The sequence below is a fragment of the Polynucleobacter wuianus genome (genome assembly GCF_001659725.1).
Taxonomy (GTDB): domain Bacteria; phylum Pseudomonadota; class Gammaproteobacteria; order Burkholderiales; family Burkholderiaceae; genus Polynucleobacter; species Polynucleobacter wuianus.
In genome coordinates this window covers 1522883-1542389 of record NZ_CP015922.1, presented here as the reverse complement: position 1 = coordinate 1542389, position 19507 = coordinate 1522883, and the positions used below count along the sequence as shown (strand labels likewise).

The window sequence follows — 19507 nt, the reverse complement described above, 5'->3', positions numbered from 1 at the left end:
GGCTCAAAATTATTGAGATGCCCGAAGTTCGCCCCCCGCCTATTAATATAATTCTATTGCCTTCTTAAGTTCAGCCTTAACCTTATTTTTTAAACTAGCCGGACTAATCACCTCAACGCCAGATCCATGTTTCAGGATATCCATGACTAATTCAGGATCTTGGTTGTAATCAAACTCCAGGTTGTAATAACCATCTTTATCAAAGTTGCCTACTTGTTGGCCATGCCAATGCTCGCCCGATACCCACCTTGCATGCTCTGGAGTAAAGCGAAGCTTAGCTCTCTGTGTCGCCTTACCTGAGAAGATGCCATAGCTCTGCGCAAAGTGCTCCTGACATTCTTTTTCAGAAACCTCTTGAGCTTTCTTGTTGGTCAGTACCGCACTCTGAATACCATCTACCGAAAAGCTCCGCAAATCATTGCGCAAATGGCAATTCGCATCGAGGTACCAGTTCTCACGGTAATAGATTAAGCGTTGCGGGGAGATTTCACGGACCGTATTCTCATCCTTACTTTTGGAGTAGTATGTAATCTGAAGGCGATTACGCTTTAATAAGGCTGCACCAATTTCAGAGAAGTTCTCAATCGAGTTCTTGCGCGAACCCATACCAATGACCTTGATGCGTTTGCGCAGCTCTTTGGCTGTGGCATCACTCTGACCCAGAATTCCATCAATAATTGCGGTAAGAGGTTCAATATGGGGTCCAATTAAGCCGCCTTGATCGAGCGAAGAGAGTAAGTGCTGCATTAGCACTAAGGCCGTAGCCTCCTTCTCGGAGAACCAGAGTCCAGGCATCTCGATCCTCTCGATCGATGAGGAATTCTCAAACTTGTAGCCACCCAGGAATCGGTCGTAAACAATGGACGCCTGCATTCGGCTACGCAGATACTCCAGGTCACGCTTGAAGGTGGCAGGGGAGATTTCTAGCTCAGACAGAAAGTCCTCGCGAGGCACACATTTACGCTGCTGAATCATGTACTTAATGCGGTGCAGCCGCTCCATATCGCTCATACCATCTCCAGTATCTTAAAGATCAAACATTCACATATTTATTGTTTTAATAACTTTAAGGACTTTATAGCTCATTTTTTGAGCTAGAGGCTCAAGAAAATGAAAAATCTACTAAATTTCACAAAAGAGCCAAATGCTAACCAGTGCGCTAGTTTTAATCACAATGCTGCCATTGCAGGTATCTCCAAGCGGCAAAGACGCAATTCCATTCAATCGTCCCTTGGCTGTAGCCGTGTTCGTGGATAGCGCAAAGATCCTGGGTCTACCAAAGTTCAAATTGAGGGATTCAAATGGAAATCGATATCGGCCGGAAAAAAACCTAATTCAGGAGCCATTGGCGGTACTTCAGCAAAATGCAGGCTTGATTAATGCCAGCAATGAAAATCTCCGAAAATCGTATATTCAATCTTACGTACGGCGCTAGATAGTTAGGAAAGGACGTGGATCCATTTTGATAAACGAAGGTAATTTTTAATGCCTTAATATGCTAATAAGACCAATAAATTAGTTAATTTAGAGCCCCAGTAGCGGGTTGAGAATATGGATACACTAGTTAAAACTCCGCAGCAGATTTTTATGCAACCCCAGAGGTTGCTGGTGCCACTTTTTCAGCGACCATATGTCTGGAATCAGGAGAGTCAATGGATGCCCTTGTGGCAGGATTTAGAAAGGATAGCAAATCGACTATTAGCTAGCTCAGACCAACAGCAGCCTCATTTTTTGGGCGCAGTAGTCTTTCAGCAGATTCAAAATCCACCGGGGAATCTCCAGCAAAGAACAGTTATTGATGGCCAGCAAAGACTAACTACATTGCAAATCTTGCTTGACTCTTTACACGCTGAAATTAATTTAGTCGGTGAGTCTGATGCATCAAAAAGACTAGAGCTGCTTATTAGGAATCCCAAAGAATATTGCGATCATCATGAGGATCAATTTAAGGTTTGGCCAACTAATAAAGATCGTCAAGCCTTTAATGAAGTAATGGCTATGGATATGCCAGCTACTTACCAGAGCCTCAAGAATAAAGGCTCAAAGCTAGTGCTTGCTCATCAATTCTTTTCCGAGCAATTTAAGCGGTGGCTAAATGAGGGTGGGGCTGATGAGATTCCGGCACGTGTAAAGGCTATTGAGCGTACAACGCGAGAATTACTTCAGATCGTGGTGATCGACTTAAATGCTAGTGAAAACGCCCAAGAGATCTTTGAGACCCTTAACGCCAGAGGCTCTCAGTTAACTGCCGCAGACCTTATTAAGAATTTTGTTTTTCAAAGGCTATTAGAGCAGGGTGCGGATATTGAAAGCTCTTACTCCAATCACTGGAAACAGTTTGAAACAGGATTTTGGGAGCAGGAGATTAGCGTTGGTCGCGTCAAAGCACCAAGATCATCCATCTTTTTGAACCATTGGCTAATCTGCCAAACCACCGAGGAAATTGTATCTAGGGAGGTGTTTTCAAGATTTAAATCTTTTGCAGATTACGATATTGCGCCTATGACAATGCCCGAACTATTGGCAAGAATTCATGGGGCATCAATTAAGTACAAAGATTTTATTGATAGGGGTGATGTGCTTGAGGGCGCTATAGACCGTATTGGCCTATTCCTATATCGAACTAAAGCAATGGAGATGGAGGTTGTAAAGCCAGTGCTCTTGGCAATATTTGATAGAGACCAAGATCAAATAGACCTTAATGACATCAATGCATCTTTAGAGATTATTGAGTCATGGCTTATTAGGCGGATGTTGGTAAGGGGCACAACTAAAGCCTATAACAAAATTATGACTGAGATGATCAAGGTCATTCAGAAAACTCCAACAGGACAACTGAGTAGTGCCTTAAGAGCATTCCTCTCAAATCAAACGAGTGATAGCTCCTATTGGCCGGATGACAAGGAAGTTAAGAGCGAGCTTTCTAATTTAATGATTTACAGAAAGATTGGGCGCGGTAGGTTAAGGATGGTGCTGGAGGCAATCGAAGATTACCGTCGCGGCTGGATTGGAGATCAAGTTTCCATGTCAGGTGTGCGAGTCCGACGCGGTACTTATGCAATTGAACATCTTATGCCTCAGAGCTGGGAGAGGCATTGGCCATTAACGGATGGATATACGGAGCAAAATCGCAATGATCGTATTCATAAGCTGGGGAACTTAACTTTACTTAGTAGCAAGTTAAATAGCTCTGTATCTAATGGCTCATGGGGTGGCGAAGAGGGTAAAAGGCCCAGTCTGCTAAAGCGTGATGTTTTATTTCTAAATAGATCTGTTACTGATGATGCTGGTTTAGTTTGGGATGAGGGGAAGATTGATGCCCGAACAGAAGGCTTGATTGATGACATCCTGGCGATATGGCCAGTCCCGCCTGGGCACCAATCAAGCGCGAGAACTAAAAAGGAAGTAAGTACGATTAGAGTGACCATTCAGGACTTGATTGCCGCTGATCTTTTGCATCCAGGTCAAGTTCTTTATCCCAGCGATTCAAAATCTATAGACGAAACTGCGGTGATTCTTCAGGATGGCTCGATTGGCATTGGTGACAACATTTCTGATACACCATCTGGTGCAGGTAAATTTCTCAGAAAGAGGGCAATTAACGGATGGGGCTTTTGGTTATTGAACCCCCTCACTAAACAGTCTCTACGAGATGTGCGCACGCAATACCTAGACCAGTTAATGGTTGATGGTGATGATATTGAGAGTGACGATGAGGATGGAGTTTAATAAAGTCGCTATAAAATTTGATTAGGAGACTGAATCAGCCTTGGGTAGGTTTGTAAGAGTTGATTGGCCTACCTCCTGTATAGTTTTCCATTTCACGTGCTTAATTGTTCCAGTTTAGAAAGAATAAAAGATTATGTCTGAAATCGATATCGTTGTTCCAGACAACAAAATCGTAGATTTTATTGATGGTAAATTTCGTCCTGACACGCCTGAAGAACGTGTTCGTCAAAATATTAGCAAGAGACTTGTAAATTCCTTGCACTATCCAAAGTCAAGAATAAAAGTTGAATATGGAATTAAGCTAGGCTCTGCAAAGCCACGAATAGACATTAGCATCTTTAAGGATGGCATTTCACAAATTCAAGAAAATGTTGAGATTGCCGTTGAATGCAAAAAAGAATCTATAAGCCCAAAAGATAAAAAAGAGGGTGTTGGCCAGCTTCAAAGTTACATGGCCGCCTGCTTAAATTGTGAGTGGGGGTTATGGACCAATGGAAGACATAGAGAGGTGTGGCGAAAGGTCACTAAGCCAGACGGTAGTCTGGGATTTATTGAGGAAGTAGATATCCCCTCTGCCACTGGATTAAAAACAAATTTCAGAAAGAGAAGCGAGTTAGATAAAGCAGTTGGCGATGTTTTACTTTATGCCTTTAAAACCTGCCATAACCAAATACATGCAATTGATGGCTTTCAAAAAGAAAAAGCATTTTTTGAGTTGTTGAAAATAATATTTAGCAAAATATCTGACGAAAAAAATATTCTGAATGATCTCGAGTTTTACGTAAAACCGAATGAATTAAATGATCCAGATGGGCAAATTGCATGTAAGAAAAGAATTGAATCAATTTTTGGTAAGGTGAAGGCTAAATTTCCTCAAATTTTTAATGCTTCAGAGGCAATTGAGCTAAATCCACGAAGTTTAGTTAGGGTTGTTGCAGAGCTTCAGAACTATTCATTACTCTCTACGGATATTGATATCAAGGGAAAGGCTTATGAGGAAATTGTTGGTAGCAATTTAAAAGGGGATAGGGGCCAATTCTTCACGCCGCGAAATATTATGCATATGGCTGTGGATATGGTAAATCCTCAGGTAAATGAGAGAACTCTTGATCCAGCGTGTGGTACTGGAGGTTTCATTGTTACCGCGTTATTGCGAGTTTTGAGGACGATGGAAAATGCATTTGTTGCCCATTGCGGAAATTCAAGAGAAAACTGGAATCAAGAGGAGCTGCGTCAATATGACTCCAGAGTCTCGGAAATAGTTAGCAGCTCCTTTTTTGGTATTGATATCACCCCAGAGCTCGCCAAGGCGGCAAAAATGAATATGGTGATGAATAACGATGGAAGTGGAAATATGCTGTCCGCTGATTCATTGCTTCCGCCTTACATGTGGTCTGCTGAATTTAGGGCTGCCTTGGCTCATGGTTTAAATTTAGGTCAGGTTGATTCTGCTAAACATTTAAAAGAGTCTGATGTAAGAAGCGCGAAAGATCTCGCTCAGTTCGATGTAATAGTTACCAACCCACCTTTTGGCAGCAAAATCTTGATTAAGGATAGCCATATCTTGGAGCAGTATGACTTGGGTTACATTTGGGAAAAGCCAAAAAGTAAGGGTGGAAAGTGGGTTAAAACTGATCGCCTGCAAGGAGGGGTGCCTCCTGAGCAACTCTTTATTGAGCGATGCATTCAATTTCTAACCCCTGGCGGGAGGATGGCTATTGTTCTGCCTGATAGTATCTTGGGGTCGCCGGGCCTCGGCTTTATTCGCCAGTGGCTCTTATCTGAAACTCGAGTAGTTGCAAGCGTTGATTTACATCAAGATGCATTCCAACCACATACAGGGGTTCAAACTTCCATTTTAATTCTGCAGAAAAAAACCATTACTGAGAAAAGTAGTGAGGTCAAGATAGGGCTTACTCAAGGAACCAATGTATTCATGGCTATTATTGATAAGGTTGGCCATGATAAGCGCGGCAATACTGTCTATAAGAGAGATGATCATGGGAATGAGATTCTCGTTGATATTGAGGAGTATGTTCCTCAAGATGACGGTGTATTGAAGTTAGAAAAACGAAAAGAGAAGGTTGTTGATGACCAGACTCGATACGTACCAGCCGTTTTTGCTGAATGGAAGTCTGCTGAAGGATTGCAATGGTAAATGCAACATCTGGATTATTTCGATACACCTCCGTAACTCTTGCTGAGGTCCAAATGGCCGGAGGGCGCTTGGATGCAAGTGTCTTCAATATTGAAGCAAGACAGGCTCGCGAAGTAATTTCTGGCTGCCCCTGGAGAAAGGTGCCCCTCGCAGGAGTTGGAGGTTTGACGGAAGCTTATCATCGCCCTCGTTTTAAGAGGCCTTATGTTGATAAGCCAGGCATACCTTTTTATCAGCCATCTCAGCTGAATGATTTAAGTCCCACGCCTGCAAGATTCCTCTCGGGGTTTAAGCCAAATGAATTTGATCCTTTGCGTGTAAAGAAGAATCAAATTTTATTAACTTGCTCTGGTACGGTTGGTGAGGTTTCTATGGTTGGCAATACTCTTGACGGCGCAGTATTTAGTCATGATCTAATTAGAATGAATGCCTCAAAAGAAGTGGGCGCTGGTTACATATATACATTTCTTAGGTCAAGTATTGGGCACTGCTTGTTAACCACAAGTAACTATGGTGCAGTAATACAGCATATTGAACCAGAGCATTTGTATGAAATCCAAGTTCCAGTACCAAGTGAGGAGCTTGTTGATCGCATTAGCGATATGATTCTTCAATCCTTTGAATACCGTGATGAGTCTAATTCCCTGATCAGTGAGGCTCAAAGTAAATTAATAAAGGCAATTAATCTTCCTGAGTTATCCAACATTAAATTATCTTTATACAAAACTGAAGCCGGGGTATTAAACTGGACAGTATCACCTCGGAACTTAGATGAGCGATTAGACGGCTCATATTTCAATCCACTTGCCAATGCAATTGAGAGTCTGCTGGTTAAGTCTTCACACTCTATTTCGAGTTTGGGTGATAAAAAGCTTGTTAACGAAATAATATTGCCAGGTAGATTTAAGAGAATCTATGTTGAGGATGGATTTGGCGTTCCATTTTTGGGGGGTAAAGAGCTTGGAACATTGGATCCTAGAACGGGAAAAAATCTATCTTTACAGGGCCATGGTCCAAGAATCAAAGATCAACTCACCATTCATCAAAATCAAGTAATGATTACTTGCTCTGGAACAATTGGAAAAGTTGCCATTGCCCCTAGGCACTGGGAGGGGTGGACCTCCAGTCAGCATGTGATTCGTCTGCAGCCTTCGTCATCTGTGATTGGGGGTTATCTATATGCTTGGCTCTCCACTGATTACGCAAAGGAACTTATTAAGAGATTTACATATGGAGCCGTTGTTGATGAAGTGGATGCTACACATATTGGTGGTGTTCTGGTTCCCCTTGTCGATGAGCCATTAATGGCCCAAATTGGTGAATTGGTATTGGCTGCAAATGACAAAAGGGCTGAAGCATTTGAGTTGGAGCAGGAAGCACTAAATATTTTTAATAAAGAGGTTTTAGGGCTTAGCTTCAATTGATGTTCGGTTTATTTACTTAACATTGTCTTGTCTGCCGCTATGGAAATGAGACATCGTAATTGCTTGAGGTGTTAATTTGAAAACACTCTACATAGATATGGATAACGTATTGGTGGATTTCCCATCAGGCATCGCAAGAACCCCTGAACACTTACAAGACCAGTACGAAGATCGATTGGATGAAGTTCCAGGTATCTTCTATTTGATGGATCCAATTCCAGGAGCAATTGCTGCATATGAAGAGTTGGCGACCATGTTCGATACCTATATTCTTTCAACCGCACCTTGGGATAATCCGAGTGCATGGTCTGATAAGTTGCTATGGGTAAAAGACTATCTAGGTAAGCCAGCATACAAACGCTTAATCCTAAGTCACCATAAGAATCTAAATGATGGAGATTTCTTAGTCGATGACCGCCTTAAGAATGGAGTAGATCGGTTTAAGGGTGAGCATATTCACTTTGCCACTCCTGATTTTCCTGATTGGGAATCAGTAGTGAACTATCTAAAGACTAGGGTCTAGTAACGGAGCTCGAGGTTGGGCTATTGCTGGCCTAACTCAATACATCGTCTATTGAGATACTCATAAAACTCAAATGTCTTAGGGTTTTCTGCGCCAATGATGCAGGGCACTGGGCCATAATTTAGATAATCAAACTGCAAATCTTCTGCGCTTTTTAATTTTGGTCTTTGTTTGCTTAGGAATTCATCGACTACTTTCTTGCAAGCCTCTACAGCTTCACCAACCTCATCAAACTCTCCAATCCTTAACCATGGGCTTCCATTTAAGGGTTTACGATCGCTAAATACGTCAACGCTAAATGGTTTAGATAGGTTACCTGTTTGCATAGATATCTCCTGAGTTTTCCGTAGGATAGATAGCATAAGCTCAGGAGATAGCCATGTTTCAATTGGTGGATTGACCCGTCCTTTCACGCAAGTAAGCTTGAACCTGCTCAATCGTCCAAAAAGACGATCTTCCTATTTTGGTTGGTTTCGGAAACTCACCTTTCTGAACCATCAGCCAGAACTTAGACTTCGAAACTGGCATCACCTTTAGTATTTGTGGAATTCTCATTAGGGTTATAGGTGGCGTTTGTGGATTCGTATTACTCACAGCTACCCCCATGGCGGGCGCGCTTCATATTTTTTCGATAAACCTGCAAAGCCATCTTCGCAGAACTCATTTTTGTGTATCCATAAGAGCGATACAAGCTATATAACCGAATTGCCACCATTAAATTCTTCTCCTTTTGTGTGTTGTTGTAAGTGAATCTGTGTGCTACTGAGTTGCAATGTAGCCAATGAAATTTAGGTGGTCAATCAAAAGTCAATACCCACTCTATAAACACAAATTAATTTTTGACTACAAAAAAATATTTATTCATAGAAGTAACAAAAGCCAATTAAATAAAGTGCTACAGCCCGGTCAGTAAATTCTGATAGAGCTAAGAGAGTGGTGGACACGCGTAGATCAATGAAGACTTCATATCAAGAAATAAATTCTCACGAATTTTTCAAAATAGGATTACAGACATTTGTTAAATAAATAAATTAAAAATAAATTCAGAAAAAACGCGTTTGACGATACGCTTTCCGATTGTTAGATTCATCTCTTGCATTAATTATTTCTTGCAAGAAAAGAACAACGCGGAGGCAGTATTAAATGAACTACTACGAGCATCACATTGGAGATTACGCAGAAGCTACTGCACATCTGACCTTTATCGAAGACGCTACTTATAGCCGTTTAATTAGAAAGTATTACGCCACAGAAAAACCATTGCCGATTGATGTGAGGCTAGTGCAACGATTGATTAATGCACGATCAAAAGAAGAAAAAAATTCAGTTGTCTCTGTCCTAAATGAATTTTTTACCCTCACTGATGATGGTTGGAGACAAGTGCGCTGTGATCATGAAATAGCCCGCTTTAAAGATAAGCAAAACAAGGCTAGACGGAGTGCTGAAGGTCGTTGGCAAGCATTTCAAGCAGATGATCTGCGCCAAGAAACTGAACCTCACAATGCATGCGTTCGCATTGCGACCGCATTGCGAACGCAATGCTCACCAGACACCAGACACCAAACACCAGTCACCAATCTCCATACACCAGACAAACAAAACAATGGGGGTGAAATCGAAAAAGTTTTACAAGCCGATGGTGAAAGGAAAAAACAAATTCAAACTCTTTTTGAAAAGGAGGGTTTGAATGTTGGAGTAGACGATGAGCGTATTGCTCAGTTGATTCAACAAGCCCTAACCGTTGAAGAGCTTGAGGAGGCTATTGCCCAGGCAAAGGAAATGCGAAGGAGGGCATCAAGCTCTACCCCGATCAACACCGGATTTGTTCTGGCCATTCTCAAAGGGATACGTAGGAAAGCCCTAGATTCTTCCGAAGATACCTGGTGGAAATCGAATGAGGGAATTGACCTTAAGGGACGAGAACTCGGAATGCGAGCTCAAGGCTCGGAGAGTTATGACTCTTTTAAAACCAGAATCTTTTCTGAGCTGCGTAAGAGAAAAGAGATCCCAGCCACAATGGAGGCTTCCCATGCAAGCTAACTTAGGTATAGCTGGAATCATTGATCGACCCGATATGGAAGATTTCCCAATCGGATCAATCGTTAAAACCCCAAGTGGCCGAATAGGCACAGTTGTAAAGCATCGTGGGGCCCAAAGTCGTCATGACCTATTTCAGAGAATCATCATTGAGTTTGATGAACCTTTTGGTGATTCAGTGGCATTGCAACCTCATCTTTTGAAGATGATCAGAAGATCAGAAGCATCATCATGATTGAAAACAATCAAAAGAAATCAAAGCCAAAAGCAAAGCCGGCAAATAAAGGAGGAGCTAGGCCAGGAGCAGGGCGTAAAGAGGGCAGCCTCACCAAGAGGACTCGTGAAATCGCAGAGGTAGCCGCCGCGCAGGGCATTACACCTTTAGAAGTCATGATGAGAACCATGATGGAGCTCTACAAGGAGGCTGAAAACTGCACTAAGCATGATGATCATGCTCATGAAGGTGCAGGTCATGATCATGACATCATGATCACCGAGAGTCGAATCAAGCTTCTGAACATGGCTGCCACCATCGCAAGACACGCTGCCCCCTATGTTCACCCGCGCCTATCTGCAATAGAGCATACCGGCAAGGATGGGGCGCCACTTCAAAGTGGGGTCTTGGTAGTGCCAGGGGCGATGAGTATGGATGATTGGGAGCAAACCGCCCAAGCAAAACACTAGTCCATGAAAACCATCTGGGCACCATTGCCCGGTAGTCAGACTTTGTTTCTGACTTGCCCTGTGTATGAAGTATTGCTAGAGGGCACCCGAGGAGGGGGTAAGACCGATACCCTGCTCATGAGCTATGCACAGCACGTAGGCAGAGGATTTGGCGATCATTGGCGCGGTACATTATTTCGCTTAACTTACCCGCAACTAGCTGACGTAGTAGCCAAGAGTAAGCGCTGGTTCTATCAAATCTTCCCTGGTGCCAAGTTCAATGAATCTGACTATGTCTGGAAGTGGCCCACAGGAGAAATGTTGTACTTTCGTTATGGAGCTAACGAAGACGACTACTGGAATTACCATGGCCATGAATACCCCTGGCTAGGATTTGAAGAGCTCACAAATTGGCGCAACCTCTCGTTCTACGAAGCAATGCATTCCACCTGTAGGTCATCCCAGCCCGGCATGCCAAGAATGGTGAGGGCAACATGCAATCCATTTGGAGTAGGGCATGCGTCAGTAAAGGAAAGATTTCAGATTGGGGCCATTCCAGCAGGACAGATCATTCGACAAGAAGGTACGCTACCAAGAGTGAGAATTCATTCGACGATTTATGAGAACACCCATCTCCTAAAAAACGACCCCAACTACCTGATGAGCCTAGAGTCACTAAGCGATCCAAACAGGCGCAGAGCCTGGTTAGAAGGTGATTGGGATATCCACGTGGGAAGTTTCTTGGAAGGCGTATGGCAGCCCTCAAAACATGTTGTAGAACCCTTCGCAATTCCACCAACATGGAAAGTGTGGCGCTCAATGGATTGGGGATATGCCCGGCCATACGCCGTGTATTGGTTTGCGCTATCCAATGATGGAGTCTATTACCTATGGAGAGAGCTTTATGGGTATGGAGATAAAGAAAACACGGGCACAAGAGAAGATGCCACCGTAGTAGCGGAGAAGATCAAGAAGATAGAGATGCATGACCAACGACTTGGTTATGAATACCGCATGAACCTAGCTGACCCATCCATCTTTTCCAAGATAGGGGCAGAGAGATCGATCGGACAAATCTTCAGGGATAAGGGTGTGAAATGGACTGAGGCCTACAACGCTCCAAGAAGCAGGATAAATGGAGCTCAAGAAATCATTCGGCTGTTAGCTGAAGACAGACTCAAGATCTTCTCAACCTGTAAGCATTGGTTAAGAACTATCCCCCAATTACCGCCAGACTCCTTAAATCCAGAGGATGTAGATACCGATTCTGAAGATCATGCTTGGGATGCAACTAGGTATGGTGTGATGAGGGCGAGAAAAGTGTGAATCTAGGCCAAGATAAATCTAAAGTCGGTCGTGCGAACTCTCAAGATACCTTAATTTTTGGCCCCCACTTTTTATTGTCAATCCCTGTATGGCTCACAAGCGAGCGAATTAATGCCTCATCTTGCCCCATGAGAAACCGTTGACATCTGTCTGCTGTGAGGCAATTCACCTCCCTAATTTCTTTGTTAGAAATAGAACTATGGGATAAATTTCCATCAGAGCCATGCATAACTAAAACACAAGATTTAGAAAGAGGAAAAATTACCAGTGCATCGCTATTTGCGTAGCCAATACCCCAAAAATCATTTTGCCTTGGCTGAATAGTTGTTAAGGTTAGAGGGGAGTCGCTGGTGACAAATGATTTTTTATCCGATGTGCTGTGTAAAATAACCCAGTCTCTTTGGGAAAAAATCGGAGCAACCTGGAGAAACATGTTGATAGACATACCCATAATCCATTGGTGATCCGTTTCCACAGTGTAATTACCATCTTCGATAAAATTAGCCATTATCACGGCTTGATTTTCAATCTCCTCTTCTGTAAGTTTTATGTTTTCAGGATTTTCTCTAATAATTTTTTTCGCCTGATCTAGATTTCCAAACATCATTCGTGATACTTTTTTTATCATTTCTCCATTAGCTGATTTCAGCGAATCAATTTGATCTGGAATGCGAAACCCAAGCATTGCGATAAAAATTGACATGTCGCTACGTTCCTCATCTGAAATTTCTTCACGTTGAGAAAGTTTTTTTAGGATCGGGGCAGCCTTGCCCTCGTAATCAGACATTAAGTACTCAAGGTCGAACCTACGTCGACCTTCCTGATCTGTAAATGTGTAGTAATGACCTATTGCCGTGGTATTGAGAGGCGTTTGATCACGGTAGGCATTCTCAACTCGGTCGTAGAGACTAAGCAGTCCATTTTGGCAAAACCCTTCGAGGTAGAAGCGTGGAATGAAGTGCTGTCTTTTTGGTCCCGAAAGTTTTGGGGTTATGGGTATGTTTTTTTCAGAATCTTCCACGGGCTTTTTAATTGGTTATGAATTTTCTTGCCAAGATAAATCTTAAATAAATACTCTACTTTTTATTAACCATTCTATAACCTTTGAATGGCAACCCAAAATCCACAACCCCTCCAGCAAAAATGGACCGCCCGCATCACGCATGCGCGCGCTCACTGGGCAACATTTCATAAGCGCGTAAGGCACAACCGCAATACAGTAGCCGGCTTTAATTGGAATGCTGATCCTACTGGCAAAGATTTCTACAGCCTGAGAGCCAACCTTATACACGGCACCATCTCCGCAGTGTTACCTAATGTGTATGCACGCAACCCAGAAATATCTACTACGCCAACCCACTCGGGCTCGGATATCAAACTCTTTTGTAAAACGCTAGAGAAAGTCACCAATAGAGCGCTAGAACACGCTCAACTCAAGAATCGAGCTAAGTCCACTGTAAGGGCGGCGCTCACCTGTAGCTTCGGAATTCTCAAAGTGATGTATCAGCGAGACCCAAGCAAGGATTCATATATCCAGGGTCGCATCAACGATGCCCAAGAAAACCTCCTGGCCATGGAAGACTTAGCTCGAGATCTTCAAGACGATGCTCAACATCATCATGATGCCAAGAGAGCAGAGTTAGAAGAGCTCATCAAGTCATTACATGAACAATCGGAAGTGCAATCCGCCGAAGGCTTAGTAATCGACAGAGTCCTCACGGAAAACCTCCTCATCGACCCATCCATCTGTGAGTTCTGGGATTACACCGATGCGGACTGGATCTGCCAAATCATCCCTATGAAGCGTGGCCAGGCTGAAGCACTTTACAAAAAGAACTTAGCCAATGCCAAGATATATCAGCCAGGCCAAGGCGAACCATCTCATAAGAAAGCCAAACGCCTAGCCTCAATGCAGATGAATGCTGGTTCAGGCCCAGTCATGGATGATCAACAAATTGCAGTACTAGAGATCTGGGATAGGGCTACCCAGCGTGTTTACACCATGGTGGAGGGCGCGACTGAATGGCTACGTGAACCTTATTCACCACCAAGAGCCGGAGAGCGCTGGTACCCATTCTTCTTATTACCTTACCAAGTGGTCGATGGTCAATTCGTTGGCCCAAGCCTGGTTGATCTGACTGAGCGCTTGCAAGATGAACACAACGAAGCTAGGGGTCGATTCAATCAACATCGAGACCTCTGTATTCCGGGGTGGGTAGCCTCTGCCGACATCAATGAAAAGACCATCAAGAAGCACTCTGATTCACGCTTTGGTGAGATCACGATTGTTGATACCGAAGGTAAACCACTTAACCAGGTAATCGTCCCCAGGGGTCATCCCAAGATTGACCCCGTTGTGTATGACACCAGCGCAGTGCGTTACGACTGGGAACAAGTCACTGGCTTGCAAGATGCTGCGCGCTCTACGGTAGTTAGGCCTAAGACAGCCACCGAAGCCAACATCTTACAAAGAGCCTTATCTGGGCGCGTATTTGAATTCAAGGACCAGATCGAAGATTGGTTACAAGAGATTGCCCAATACAGCGCCCAGGTACTTTTACAGGAACTTACTAAAGAACAGGTGGAGCGCTACATGGGGCCACCAAGCACCAAGACCACCATGATTAATGGTGAGCTAGTCATGACCATGGAGAAAACCTATGACTGGCCAGAACTCACCAAAGACCGAATCTTTGACATGGTCGATCTACGCATAAGAGCAGGTACCACCGGCGCACCAGATGGCATAGAAGATAAAGAGAGCTGGCTCAAAGTTTTACCCATGATTACGAATCTATCAATTCAGATGCAAAACCTACAAGCCAGAGGAATGGATTACGAACATATCCGTAATCTCCTACATGAGACCCTCTTGCGATATGACGATCGTATCGATTCAAATCTATTTATACCGAATGTAGAAAGGCAAGCGGAGGGATGGTCACGCGATGACGACCCAAACTTAGGAATGAATTGGTTTTCTGAACGAAAGCAAAAGTCAGGCACTGAAATGAATTACAGCAGCAACTTATTAAAAGAGGAGACAGGCAATGACGCAAGTAGCAAATGAGGTGGAGGGATTTAAATCAGAGGTACTCACTAAGGGTGGTTCAATTCAAAGAGTGCAGGATAGAGAGGCCAAGAAAGAGCGCGAGCGCCTTGAAAAAGAAGCTTATGAGAAGCATGCAGCCGAAAGTGCTGCAAGGCGCAATAAGGCAAGGGAAGAGCGTGCGCTTGAATTGATTGCGCAAGCAAAAGCTAGGCAAGAAGCCGCTCAATTAGATAAGGAGCGTAGCGCTCAGGCACAACAAACCCAAAAGGCGGAACGTAAGAGTCAGAGTCGGACCCAAGCAACCAACTTACTAGATGATTTAAGTAAGGCCCCTAATGCATCTCTTACCAAGTTATCTGAGGACATTGATGAGGGCGAAGTATTAGAAGAGGAATCTGAAGCTCTAGAGCCTGAGTCTATATTTACACCTGTAAAGGGCGAAGTGCATGTGCCAGCCTTTATGCCTGCTACAGAGGTTACGGCGCCACTACAAGCCCATGACCTTGGTGAAATATTGCCTGCACCAGTCGCCATTACCGTCGATACACTTCCAAAGACTGATATTCAAGCTGAGACAGCTGAAGAGCTAATGAAGTGGGCTTTGAACTCTGGGTCCGCGGTTTCGATTCCCGATGCCGAGCCTAGTGTTAATACAGAATCTTCTGGCGGTATCAAATCCAAGAGGGGATGTGAGCGTGTACAGAGAATCATTAATGAAAAGCGCGATCTAGAGAAACAGGTTGAAGATCTGGAATGTACAGTTACAAGCTTGCAGGATGCGATTCGTAAATATGAAATTGAAAGCAAGCTTGTAGGTAATGTGATGACTATTGCTGATAGCCAGAAAAAACCTTCCGAGTTGGTCTCAGAGGCGAAGCTACAGATGCTCAAGTTCTTGAATACCCGCTCAGATGAAATCGATCACATTGATAAGGCAATCTGCTTTAACAAATACATGTCAGATCCGTTTTACATGCAGGTCTTTGTGCAGAACAATCAGCCGGAGCAGTGGCAAACCATGATTGAATCTATCTATGAGGCAATCGAAAGGCCTACTGCTAGCGTTGCCAACATGAGGCATTCAGTCCTGCAGAATGTGCAACCTATACGGGCGCGAACAGCAACTCTAGGTGCGCCAGTAGCTAGTTCTGAACAGCCGATGGATAGGATTGCTCAGCACCTAGGAAACATGGGTATTTGATATTTATATCAATAAAATCATATAATTAACATACTTTATTTGTTATTAACATACTGTATGTTAATAGTTAAAAATAGTGTTAAAATGGATGCATGACGAATGCGCACAACCTATTTATTCAAGCAGGTACCTACTTGCAGCAAACCCTAGGAGAGGATTTGCTGCAGGAGGGCGCTTGGGAGAAAGGAGTGCAATTACCGCGCTATCTTGCCCAAACATACGATATGGGCAAAGCCAGGTTAGGTGGGATCGAGGTTCTTTTGATGGCCAATAAGGACGGGGTTCAAGCATTGCCGGCCTTACTTAAACAAAGGGCTCTTATTCAGAAAGAGGCTGGGGTGCCTGTTATTTGGGTTGGAGATACTCTTCAAGCTTATGCGCGCAAAGAGATGGTTGCGAGGCGCATGCCTTTTATCATTCCGTTTAAACAGGCTTACCTACCCCCGTTGGGAGTTGAGTTTCAAGAGCGTGCATTAGCAACAAAGGTTGATACTAAAGAAAAGCTACATGTAGCAACACAAGTATTCTTTATTAATGCGCTGCTTGGTAATTTGCCTGACACATTAAATCCAAAAGAGATTGCCATGTACTTGGGCTATAGCCTCATGACTATGACTCGTATTAAAAGCGAGTTGATGGAGCATGGTTGGTTAGACATGGATGCTTATAGAGGAGGGCGACTCTGGCGACTAACAGTGGAAGGGGGTGAGCTCTGGAAAGCCATTAAGCCTTATTTACAAAGCCCGGTACGTAAGCGTCTGTGGATTAGAAATCCAAATCCCTATATTGAGGGGCTACCCCTTGCGGGATTGAGCGCCCTAGCAAAGCAAACCATGCTTGGAGAGCCTCAGAATATTGTGCGGGCGATTGGAGAGTTGGACTGGCGCAAGTTGGAGCGCGAATTAGATGCTGAGCAAGTGGTGCCCGAGGCAATCGATGGCGCTTTGGAATTAGAGGTTTGGCGTTATGCACCACAAAGAATTAAAGCTCTAAATACCAAAGAGAGGGATGCCAATAACGGCATCGTGGACCCATATTCTTTGTTTTTAAGTCTTCAGGCTATGGATGATGATCGAGTTCAGGTAGTGCTAAAAGAATTGTTGAGAGGAATAAGTTAATGGCAACGCAAGTAGGGCTTAAGGTCTTTGAGGAAGCGTTTAAAGGATTTGAAGATCAGTATGTGTTGATAGGCGGTAGCGCTACGCAGTTGGCTATGGAGAATGCCGGAGAGCTATTTAGCCGCACTACTAAAGACTTGGATATTGTTGTGATTGTTGATGCGCTGACCCCTGAGTTCATTGAGAAATTTTGGGAATTTGTGAAGGCGGGTGAGTACGAGATTCAGCAAAAGAGCGACTCCACTAGGCAGTTTTACCGCTTCAAAAAACCTAAGACCGCTGGATACCCATTCATGCTTGAACTCTTTTCAAGAAAGCCAGACTTTCTTAGAGAGAGGGATATTGGCGATATGCGGGCGATTCCTCTAGCAGAGGATGTTTCTAGTCTTTCCGCGATTTTGCTGGATGATGATTATTACGGTTTGATAAAAAGGGATAGAAAACCTGGTTTTATCTGGGTGGATGCCCCCGTTCTGATTCCCCTGAAAGCAAAAGCCTGGCTTGATCTGAGTGAGCGTAAGCGTGCTGGTGAAAAGATTGATTCGGATGACATCAAAAAGCACTTGCGAGATGTGTTGAGGTTGGTATCCATTCTGCCTGTTGATTTTCAATATGAATTGCCAGAATCAATAAGGCAAGACATGGTGAAATTTTTAGGCCAAGCTAAGGATGAATCTATTGATCCGAGCGGCCTAAATCATCCAAAGGGATCAAATTTAGCGGATGTCTTGAGCCAGATTAAACAAGCCTTCCTATAAAAAAGATTGTTCACACATTCAAAGAGTGCCGCAAAGCATTTAGCCAATCACACTCGAATGAAATTCCGTCAAGGGCACCCCAAAGGGGTGGCTTGCGAACCCTTGATGGCCACGACCAAAGAAACGCTCATTTATGCCCAAGGTGGCAGACAGGCACATTGGGCATAAAGACCAGTGCGAAGGGGTGAGTGCCTACTGGTGGTATCGATATTCCTGGGTCTTTCCGCCATATCCGTATGTAGCAGCTCTAACATCCTGCACGTAGATATAACTCTCTTCATGCAGATTGCCTAAGATGCGCTCAAACCCATCAAAGGCCTCTTTGATATACCGAGCCTTCTCATCCTTAGTGTTGGTCTCATCTGTTACCTTGATATCAAAGTAAAAGCTATTCTTACCTTGTTCGCTTAATAACTTGCCGCCAACCATCCAGCATTCAGGATCTACATAGTCAATTGCAATAGCGGTTACTTCCTTCTTTTTGCCTAGAATGAGGTGGGTGAGGTCTAGCAATAGTTCATGTATCGCTTTGGTAGTGACAATATTCTTTTGTCCGCTGACTTTTACGTTCAAGATTGGCATGTTGTTCTCCTTGTTTATGGGCTTACTGCGATTAAAAAATGATTGCGTATTGAGTTCAATAGCCTCGCTAAGTGGCTTGGTGCCATTTGAGGGTTGGAGAATTTCACTGTTGCCGCCGGTAGTCCTTGAATCAGGGCTATGCCGTTGCTTGGAATAATGAGTCGCTCCCCCTTGGTGAGTAAAAAATCACCCTGTAAGTCATTGAAGGTTAGCCAGATATCTCCATGAACACATTCAAGGCTTACATTTTTCGCCTGTGAAAAACTCACTTTATTGCTTTCGGTTACACGAAGGGTGGTATTTCCTAGTTCAATTTTCATTTGATTCTCCATTTGACTTTACATAACAACAAGTTAGCTATGCAACTATTAGGGAAATAAAAAAGAGCTCATTTCAGGGCTGAGCTAATACCTCTAATTTGATCTACAGCTTCTTCAAAATGACTGGTTCCAAGTGATTTTTTAAGGCGTTTAGCTACGGCTACACTGGCAGAATTAATGGCATCTTTCATCTCCATGGCTTTTTTGGTCGGATGAATCTCTTGCTCCCGGCCATCTTTCTCAGATGCTTGCCGTTTAATTAAAGACAGGCGCTCCAAGCCATCCAAAGCGCGGGTAGCAGTAGGGCGGCTAATATTCATCTCCTTAGCCAATTCACTTTGCAGTAGCGGTGCTTTATCTAAAACCACTCTGAGCATAAAAGCCTGAGAAGGGGTAAGCCCAAAAGGCTTAAAAGCACCCGTCCACTCCCGCTCTAGCTGACGAGCTAGGCTGGTGGTATTGAAATAGAGACATTGTTCAAACATGAAGGTAGTGTAATACATATTCATTAGCTATGCAACTATATTCAAAATATCAATAAAAACCCCACAAATATCCCAAGCCCCTGCCTATCACCCCAATAATTGATCTCAGTGCTTCATGCCACCGCGTTAAA

Annotated in this window: 18 protein-coding genes; 12 read left to right on the top strand and 6 right to left on the bottom strand. The window is 43.7% G+C overall.

Annotated features, from left to right (window positions below; all coding sequences use genetic code 11):
• Positions 1–42: 42 nt before the first annotated feature.
• Complete coding sequence (locus A8O14_RS07935) at positions 43–1011, bottom strand: helix-turn-helix transcriptional regulator (protein WP_068949014.1); 969 nt, start codon at positions 1009–1011, stop codon at positions 43–45.
• Between the two features lie 540 nt (positions 1012–1551).
• Between A8O14_RS07935 and A8O14_RS07925 the strand changes: the two genes are divergently transcribed.
• From A8O14_RS07925 to A8O14_RS07910, 4 genes are all read left to right on the top strand, one after another.
• A complete protein-coding gene (locus tag A8O14_RS07925) occupies positions 1552–3729 on the top strand; it encodes a GmrSD restriction endonuclease domain-containing protein (protein WP_068949012.1) in 2178 nt (725 codons plus the stop codon).
• Between the two features lie 133 nt (positions 3730–3862).
• A complete protein-coding gene (locus A8O14_RS07920) occupies positions 3863–5887 on the top strand; it encodes an N-6 DNA methylase (RefSeq protein WP_068949011.1) in 2025 nt (674 codons plus the stop codon).
• Complete coding sequence (locus tag A8O14_RS07915; RefSeq protein ID WP_068949010.1) at positions 5881–7311, top strand: restriction endonuclease subunit S; 1431 nt, start codon at positions 5881–5883, stop codon at positions 7309–7311. Before A8O14_RS07920 ends, A8O14_RS07915 begins: the two co-directional genes overlap by 7 nt.
• A 76-nt stretch (positions 7312–7387) precedes the next feature.
• Positions 7388–7834, top strand: coding sequence for a 5' nucleotidase, NT5C type (locus A8O14_RS07910; protein WP_216217821.1), 447 nt, complete (start codon positions 7388–7390; stop codon positions 7832–7834).
• A 20-nt stretch (positions 7835–7854) separates the two neighbouring features.
• Here A8O14_RS07910 and A8O14_RS07905 read toward each other — a convergent pair whose 3' ends face one another.
• The gene (locus tag A8O14_RS07905) at positions 7855–8160 is read right to left on the bottom strand and encodes a hypothetical protein (RefSeq protein ID WP_068949008.1); all 306 of its coding nucleotides are present in this window, start codon (positions 8158–8160) and stop codon (positions 7855–7857) included.
• A gap of 817 nt (positions 8161–8977) precedes the next feature.
• On the opposite strand from A8O14_RS07905, the gene A8O14_RS07895 reads away from it, so the two are divergent.
• The 4 genes from A8O14_RS07895 to A8O14_RS07880 are packed head-to-tail and all read left to right on the top strand — an operon-like array spanning position 8978 to position 11860.
• Entirely contained in the window at positions 8978–9874 is an 897-nt protein-coding gene (locus A8O14_RS07895) for a YdaU family protein (RefSeq protein ID WP_068949006.1), read from the top strand.
• Positions 9864–10106 carry a hypothetical protein gene (locus A8O14_RS07890; RefSeq protein ID WP_068949005.1) on the top strand — a complete coding sequence of 81 codons (243 nt, stop codon included), beginning with the start codon at positions 9864–9866 and terminating at the stop codon, positions 10104–10106. The genes A8O14_RS07895 and A8O14_RS07890 overlap by 11 nt, the downstream gene beginning before the upstream one ends.
• The gene (locus tag A8O14_RS07885; RefSeq protein ID WP_068949004.1) at positions 10103–10555 is read left to right on the top strand and encodes a hypothetical protein; all 453 of its coding nucleotides are present in this window, start codon (positions 10103–10105) and stop codon (positions 10553–10555) included. The genes A8O14_RS07890 and A8O14_RS07885 overlap by 4 nt, the downstream gene beginning before the upstream one ends.
• Before the next feature lie 3 nt (positions 10556–10558).
• Positions 10559–11860 (top strand): terminase family protein, encoded by a 1302-nt coding sequence (locus A8O14_RS07880; RefSeq protein WP_068949003.1) that lies wholly within the window; start codon positions 10559–10561, stop codon positions 11858–11860.
• Positions 11861–11900: 40 nt separating this feature from the next.
• On the opposite strand, the gene A8O14_RS07875 is transcribed toward A8O14_RS07880, so the two are convergent.
• Entirely contained in the window at positions 11901–12881 is a 981-nt protein-coding gene (locus A8O14_RS07875; RefSeq protein ID WP_068949002.1) for a DUF4238 domain-containing protein, read from the bottom strand.
• Positions 12882–12968: 87 nt separating this feature from the next.
• Here A8O14_RS07875 and A8O14_RS07870 point away from each other — a divergent pair, with 87 nt between their 5' ends.
• From A8O14_RS07870 to A8O14_RS07855, 4 genes are all read left to right on the top strand, one after another.
• Positions 12969–14930: a hypothetical protein gene (locus A8O14_RS07870; RefSeq protein WP_068949001.1), complete on the top strand. Its 1962-nt coding sequence runs from the start codon at positions 12969–12971 to the stop codon at positions 14928–14930.
• Positions 14911–16113, top strand: coding sequence for a hypothetical protein (locus tag A8O14_RS07865; RefSeq protein ID WP_068949000.1), 1203 nt, complete (start codon positions 14911–14913; stop codon positions 16111–16113). The genes A8O14_RS07870 and A8O14_RS07865 overlap by 20 nt, the downstream gene beginning before the upstream one ends.
• Positions 16114–16205: 92 nt before the next feature.
• Positions 16206–17231 carry a helix-turn-helix domain-containing protein gene (locus A8O14_RS07860; RefSeq protein WP_068948999.1) on the top strand — a complete coding sequence of 342 codons (1026 nt, stop codon included), beginning with the start codon at positions 16206–16208 and terminating at the stop codon, positions 17229–17231.
• Positions 17231–17989 (top strand): hypothetical protein, encoded by a 759-nt coding sequence (locus tag A8O14_RS07855; RefSeq protein ID WP_068948998.1) that lies wholly within the window; start codon positions 17231–17233, stop codon positions 17987–17989. The genes A8O14_RS07860 and A8O14_RS07855 overlap by 1 nt, the downstream gene beginning before the upstream one ends.
• A gap of 192 nt (positions 17990–18181) precedes the next feature.
• On the opposite strand, the gene A8O14_RS07850 is transcribed toward A8O14_RS07855, so the two are convergent.
• The 3 genes from A8O14_RS07850 to A8O14_RS07840 all read right to left on the bottom strand — a co-directional run bounded on the left by A8O14_RS07850 (position 18182) and on the right by A8O14_RS07840 (position 19376).
• Positions 18182–18571, bottom strand: coding sequence for a tautomerase family protein (locus A8O14_RS07850; RefSeq protein WP_068948997.1), 390 nt, complete (start codon positions 18569–18571; stop codon positions 18182–18184).
• Positions 18572–18585: 14 nt separating this feature from the next.
• On the bottom strand, positions 18586–18891 hold the full coding sequence (locus tag A8O14_RS07845) for a DUF2917 domain-containing protein (RefSeq protein ID WP_068948996.1): 306 nt from the start codon (positions 18889–18891) through the stop codon (positions 18586–18588).
• Between the two features lie 68 nt (positions 18892–18959).
• Positions 18960–19376, bottom strand: coding sequence for a MarR family winged helix-turn-helix transcriptional regulator (locus A8O14_RS07840; protein WP_068948995.1), 417 nt, complete (start codon positions 19374–19376; stop codon positions 18960–18962).
• Positions 19377–19507 lie beyond the last annotated feature (131 nt).

What these genes read in the sequence shown, in the direction of transcription:
- A8O14_RS07935 (WP_068949014.1), bottom strand. Translation starts at nt 1,011, where the DNA reads ATGAGCGATATGGAGCGGCTGCACCGCATTAAGTACATGATTCAGCAG.
- A8O14_RS07925 (WP_068949012.1), top strand. Translation starts at nt 1,552, where the DNA reads ATGGATACACTAGTTAAAACTCCGCAGCAGATTTTTATGCAACCCCAG.
- A8O14_RS07920 (WP_068949011.1), top strand. Translation starts at nt 3,863, where the DNA reads ATGTCTGAAATCGATATCGTTGTTCCAGACAACAAAATCGTAGATTTT.
- A8O14_RS07915 (WP_068949010.1), top strand. Translation starts at nt 5,881, where the DNA reads ATGGTAAATGCAACATCTGGATTATTTCGATACACCTCCGTAACTCTT.
- A8O14_RS07905 (WP_068949008.1), bottom strand. Translation starts at nt 8,160, where the DNA reads ATGCAAACAGGTAACCTATCTAAACCATTTAGCGTTGACGTATTTAGC.
- A8O14_RS07895 (WP_068949006.1), top strand. Translation starts at nt 8,978, where the DNA reads ATGAACTACTACGAGCATCACATTGGAGATTACGCAGAAGCTACTGCA.
- A8O14_RS07890 (WP_068949005.1), top strand. Translation starts at nt 9,864, where the DNA reads ATGCAAGCTAACTTAGGTATAGCTGGAATCATTGATCGACCCGATATG.
- A8O14_RS07885 (WP_068949004.1), top strand. Translation starts at nt 10,103, where the DNA reads ATGATTGAAAACAATCAAAAGAAATCAAAGCCAAAAGCAAAGCCGGCA.
- A8O14_RS07880 (WP_068949003.1), top strand. Translation starts at nt 10,559, where the DNA reads ATGAAAACCATCTGGGCACCATTGCCCGGTAGTCAGACTTTGTTTCTG.
- A8O14_RS07870 (WP_068949001.1), top strand. Translation starts at nt 12,969, where the DNA reads ATGGCAACCCAAAATCCACAACCCCTCCAGCAAAAATGGACCGCCCGC.
- A8O14_RS07865 (WP_068949000.1), top strand. Translation starts at nt 14,911, where the DNA reads ATGACGCAAGTAGCAAATGAGGTGGAGGGATTTAAATCAGAGGTACTC.
- A8O14_RS07860 (WP_068948999.1), top strand. Translation starts at nt 16,206, where the DNA reads ATGACGAATGCGCACAACCTATTTATTCAAGCAGGTACCTACTTGCAG.
- A8O14_RS07855 (WP_068948998.1), top strand. Translation starts at nt 17,231, where the DNA reads ATGGCAACGCAAGTAGGGCTTAAGGTCTTTGAGGAAGCGTTTAAAGGA.
- A8O14_RS07850 (WP_068948997.1), bottom strand. Translation starts at nt 18,571, where the DNA reads ATGCCAATCTTGAACGTAAAAGTCAGCGGACAAAAGAATATTGTCACT.
- A8O14_RS07845 (WP_068948996.1), bottom strand. Translation starts at nt 18,891, where the DNA reads ATGAAAATTGAACTAGGAAATACCACCCTTCGTGTAACCGAAAGCAAT.
- A8O14_RS07840 (WP_068948995.1), bottom strand. Translation starts at nt 19,376, where the DNA reads ATGTTTGAACAATGTCTCTATTTCAATACCACCAGCCTAGCTCGTCAG.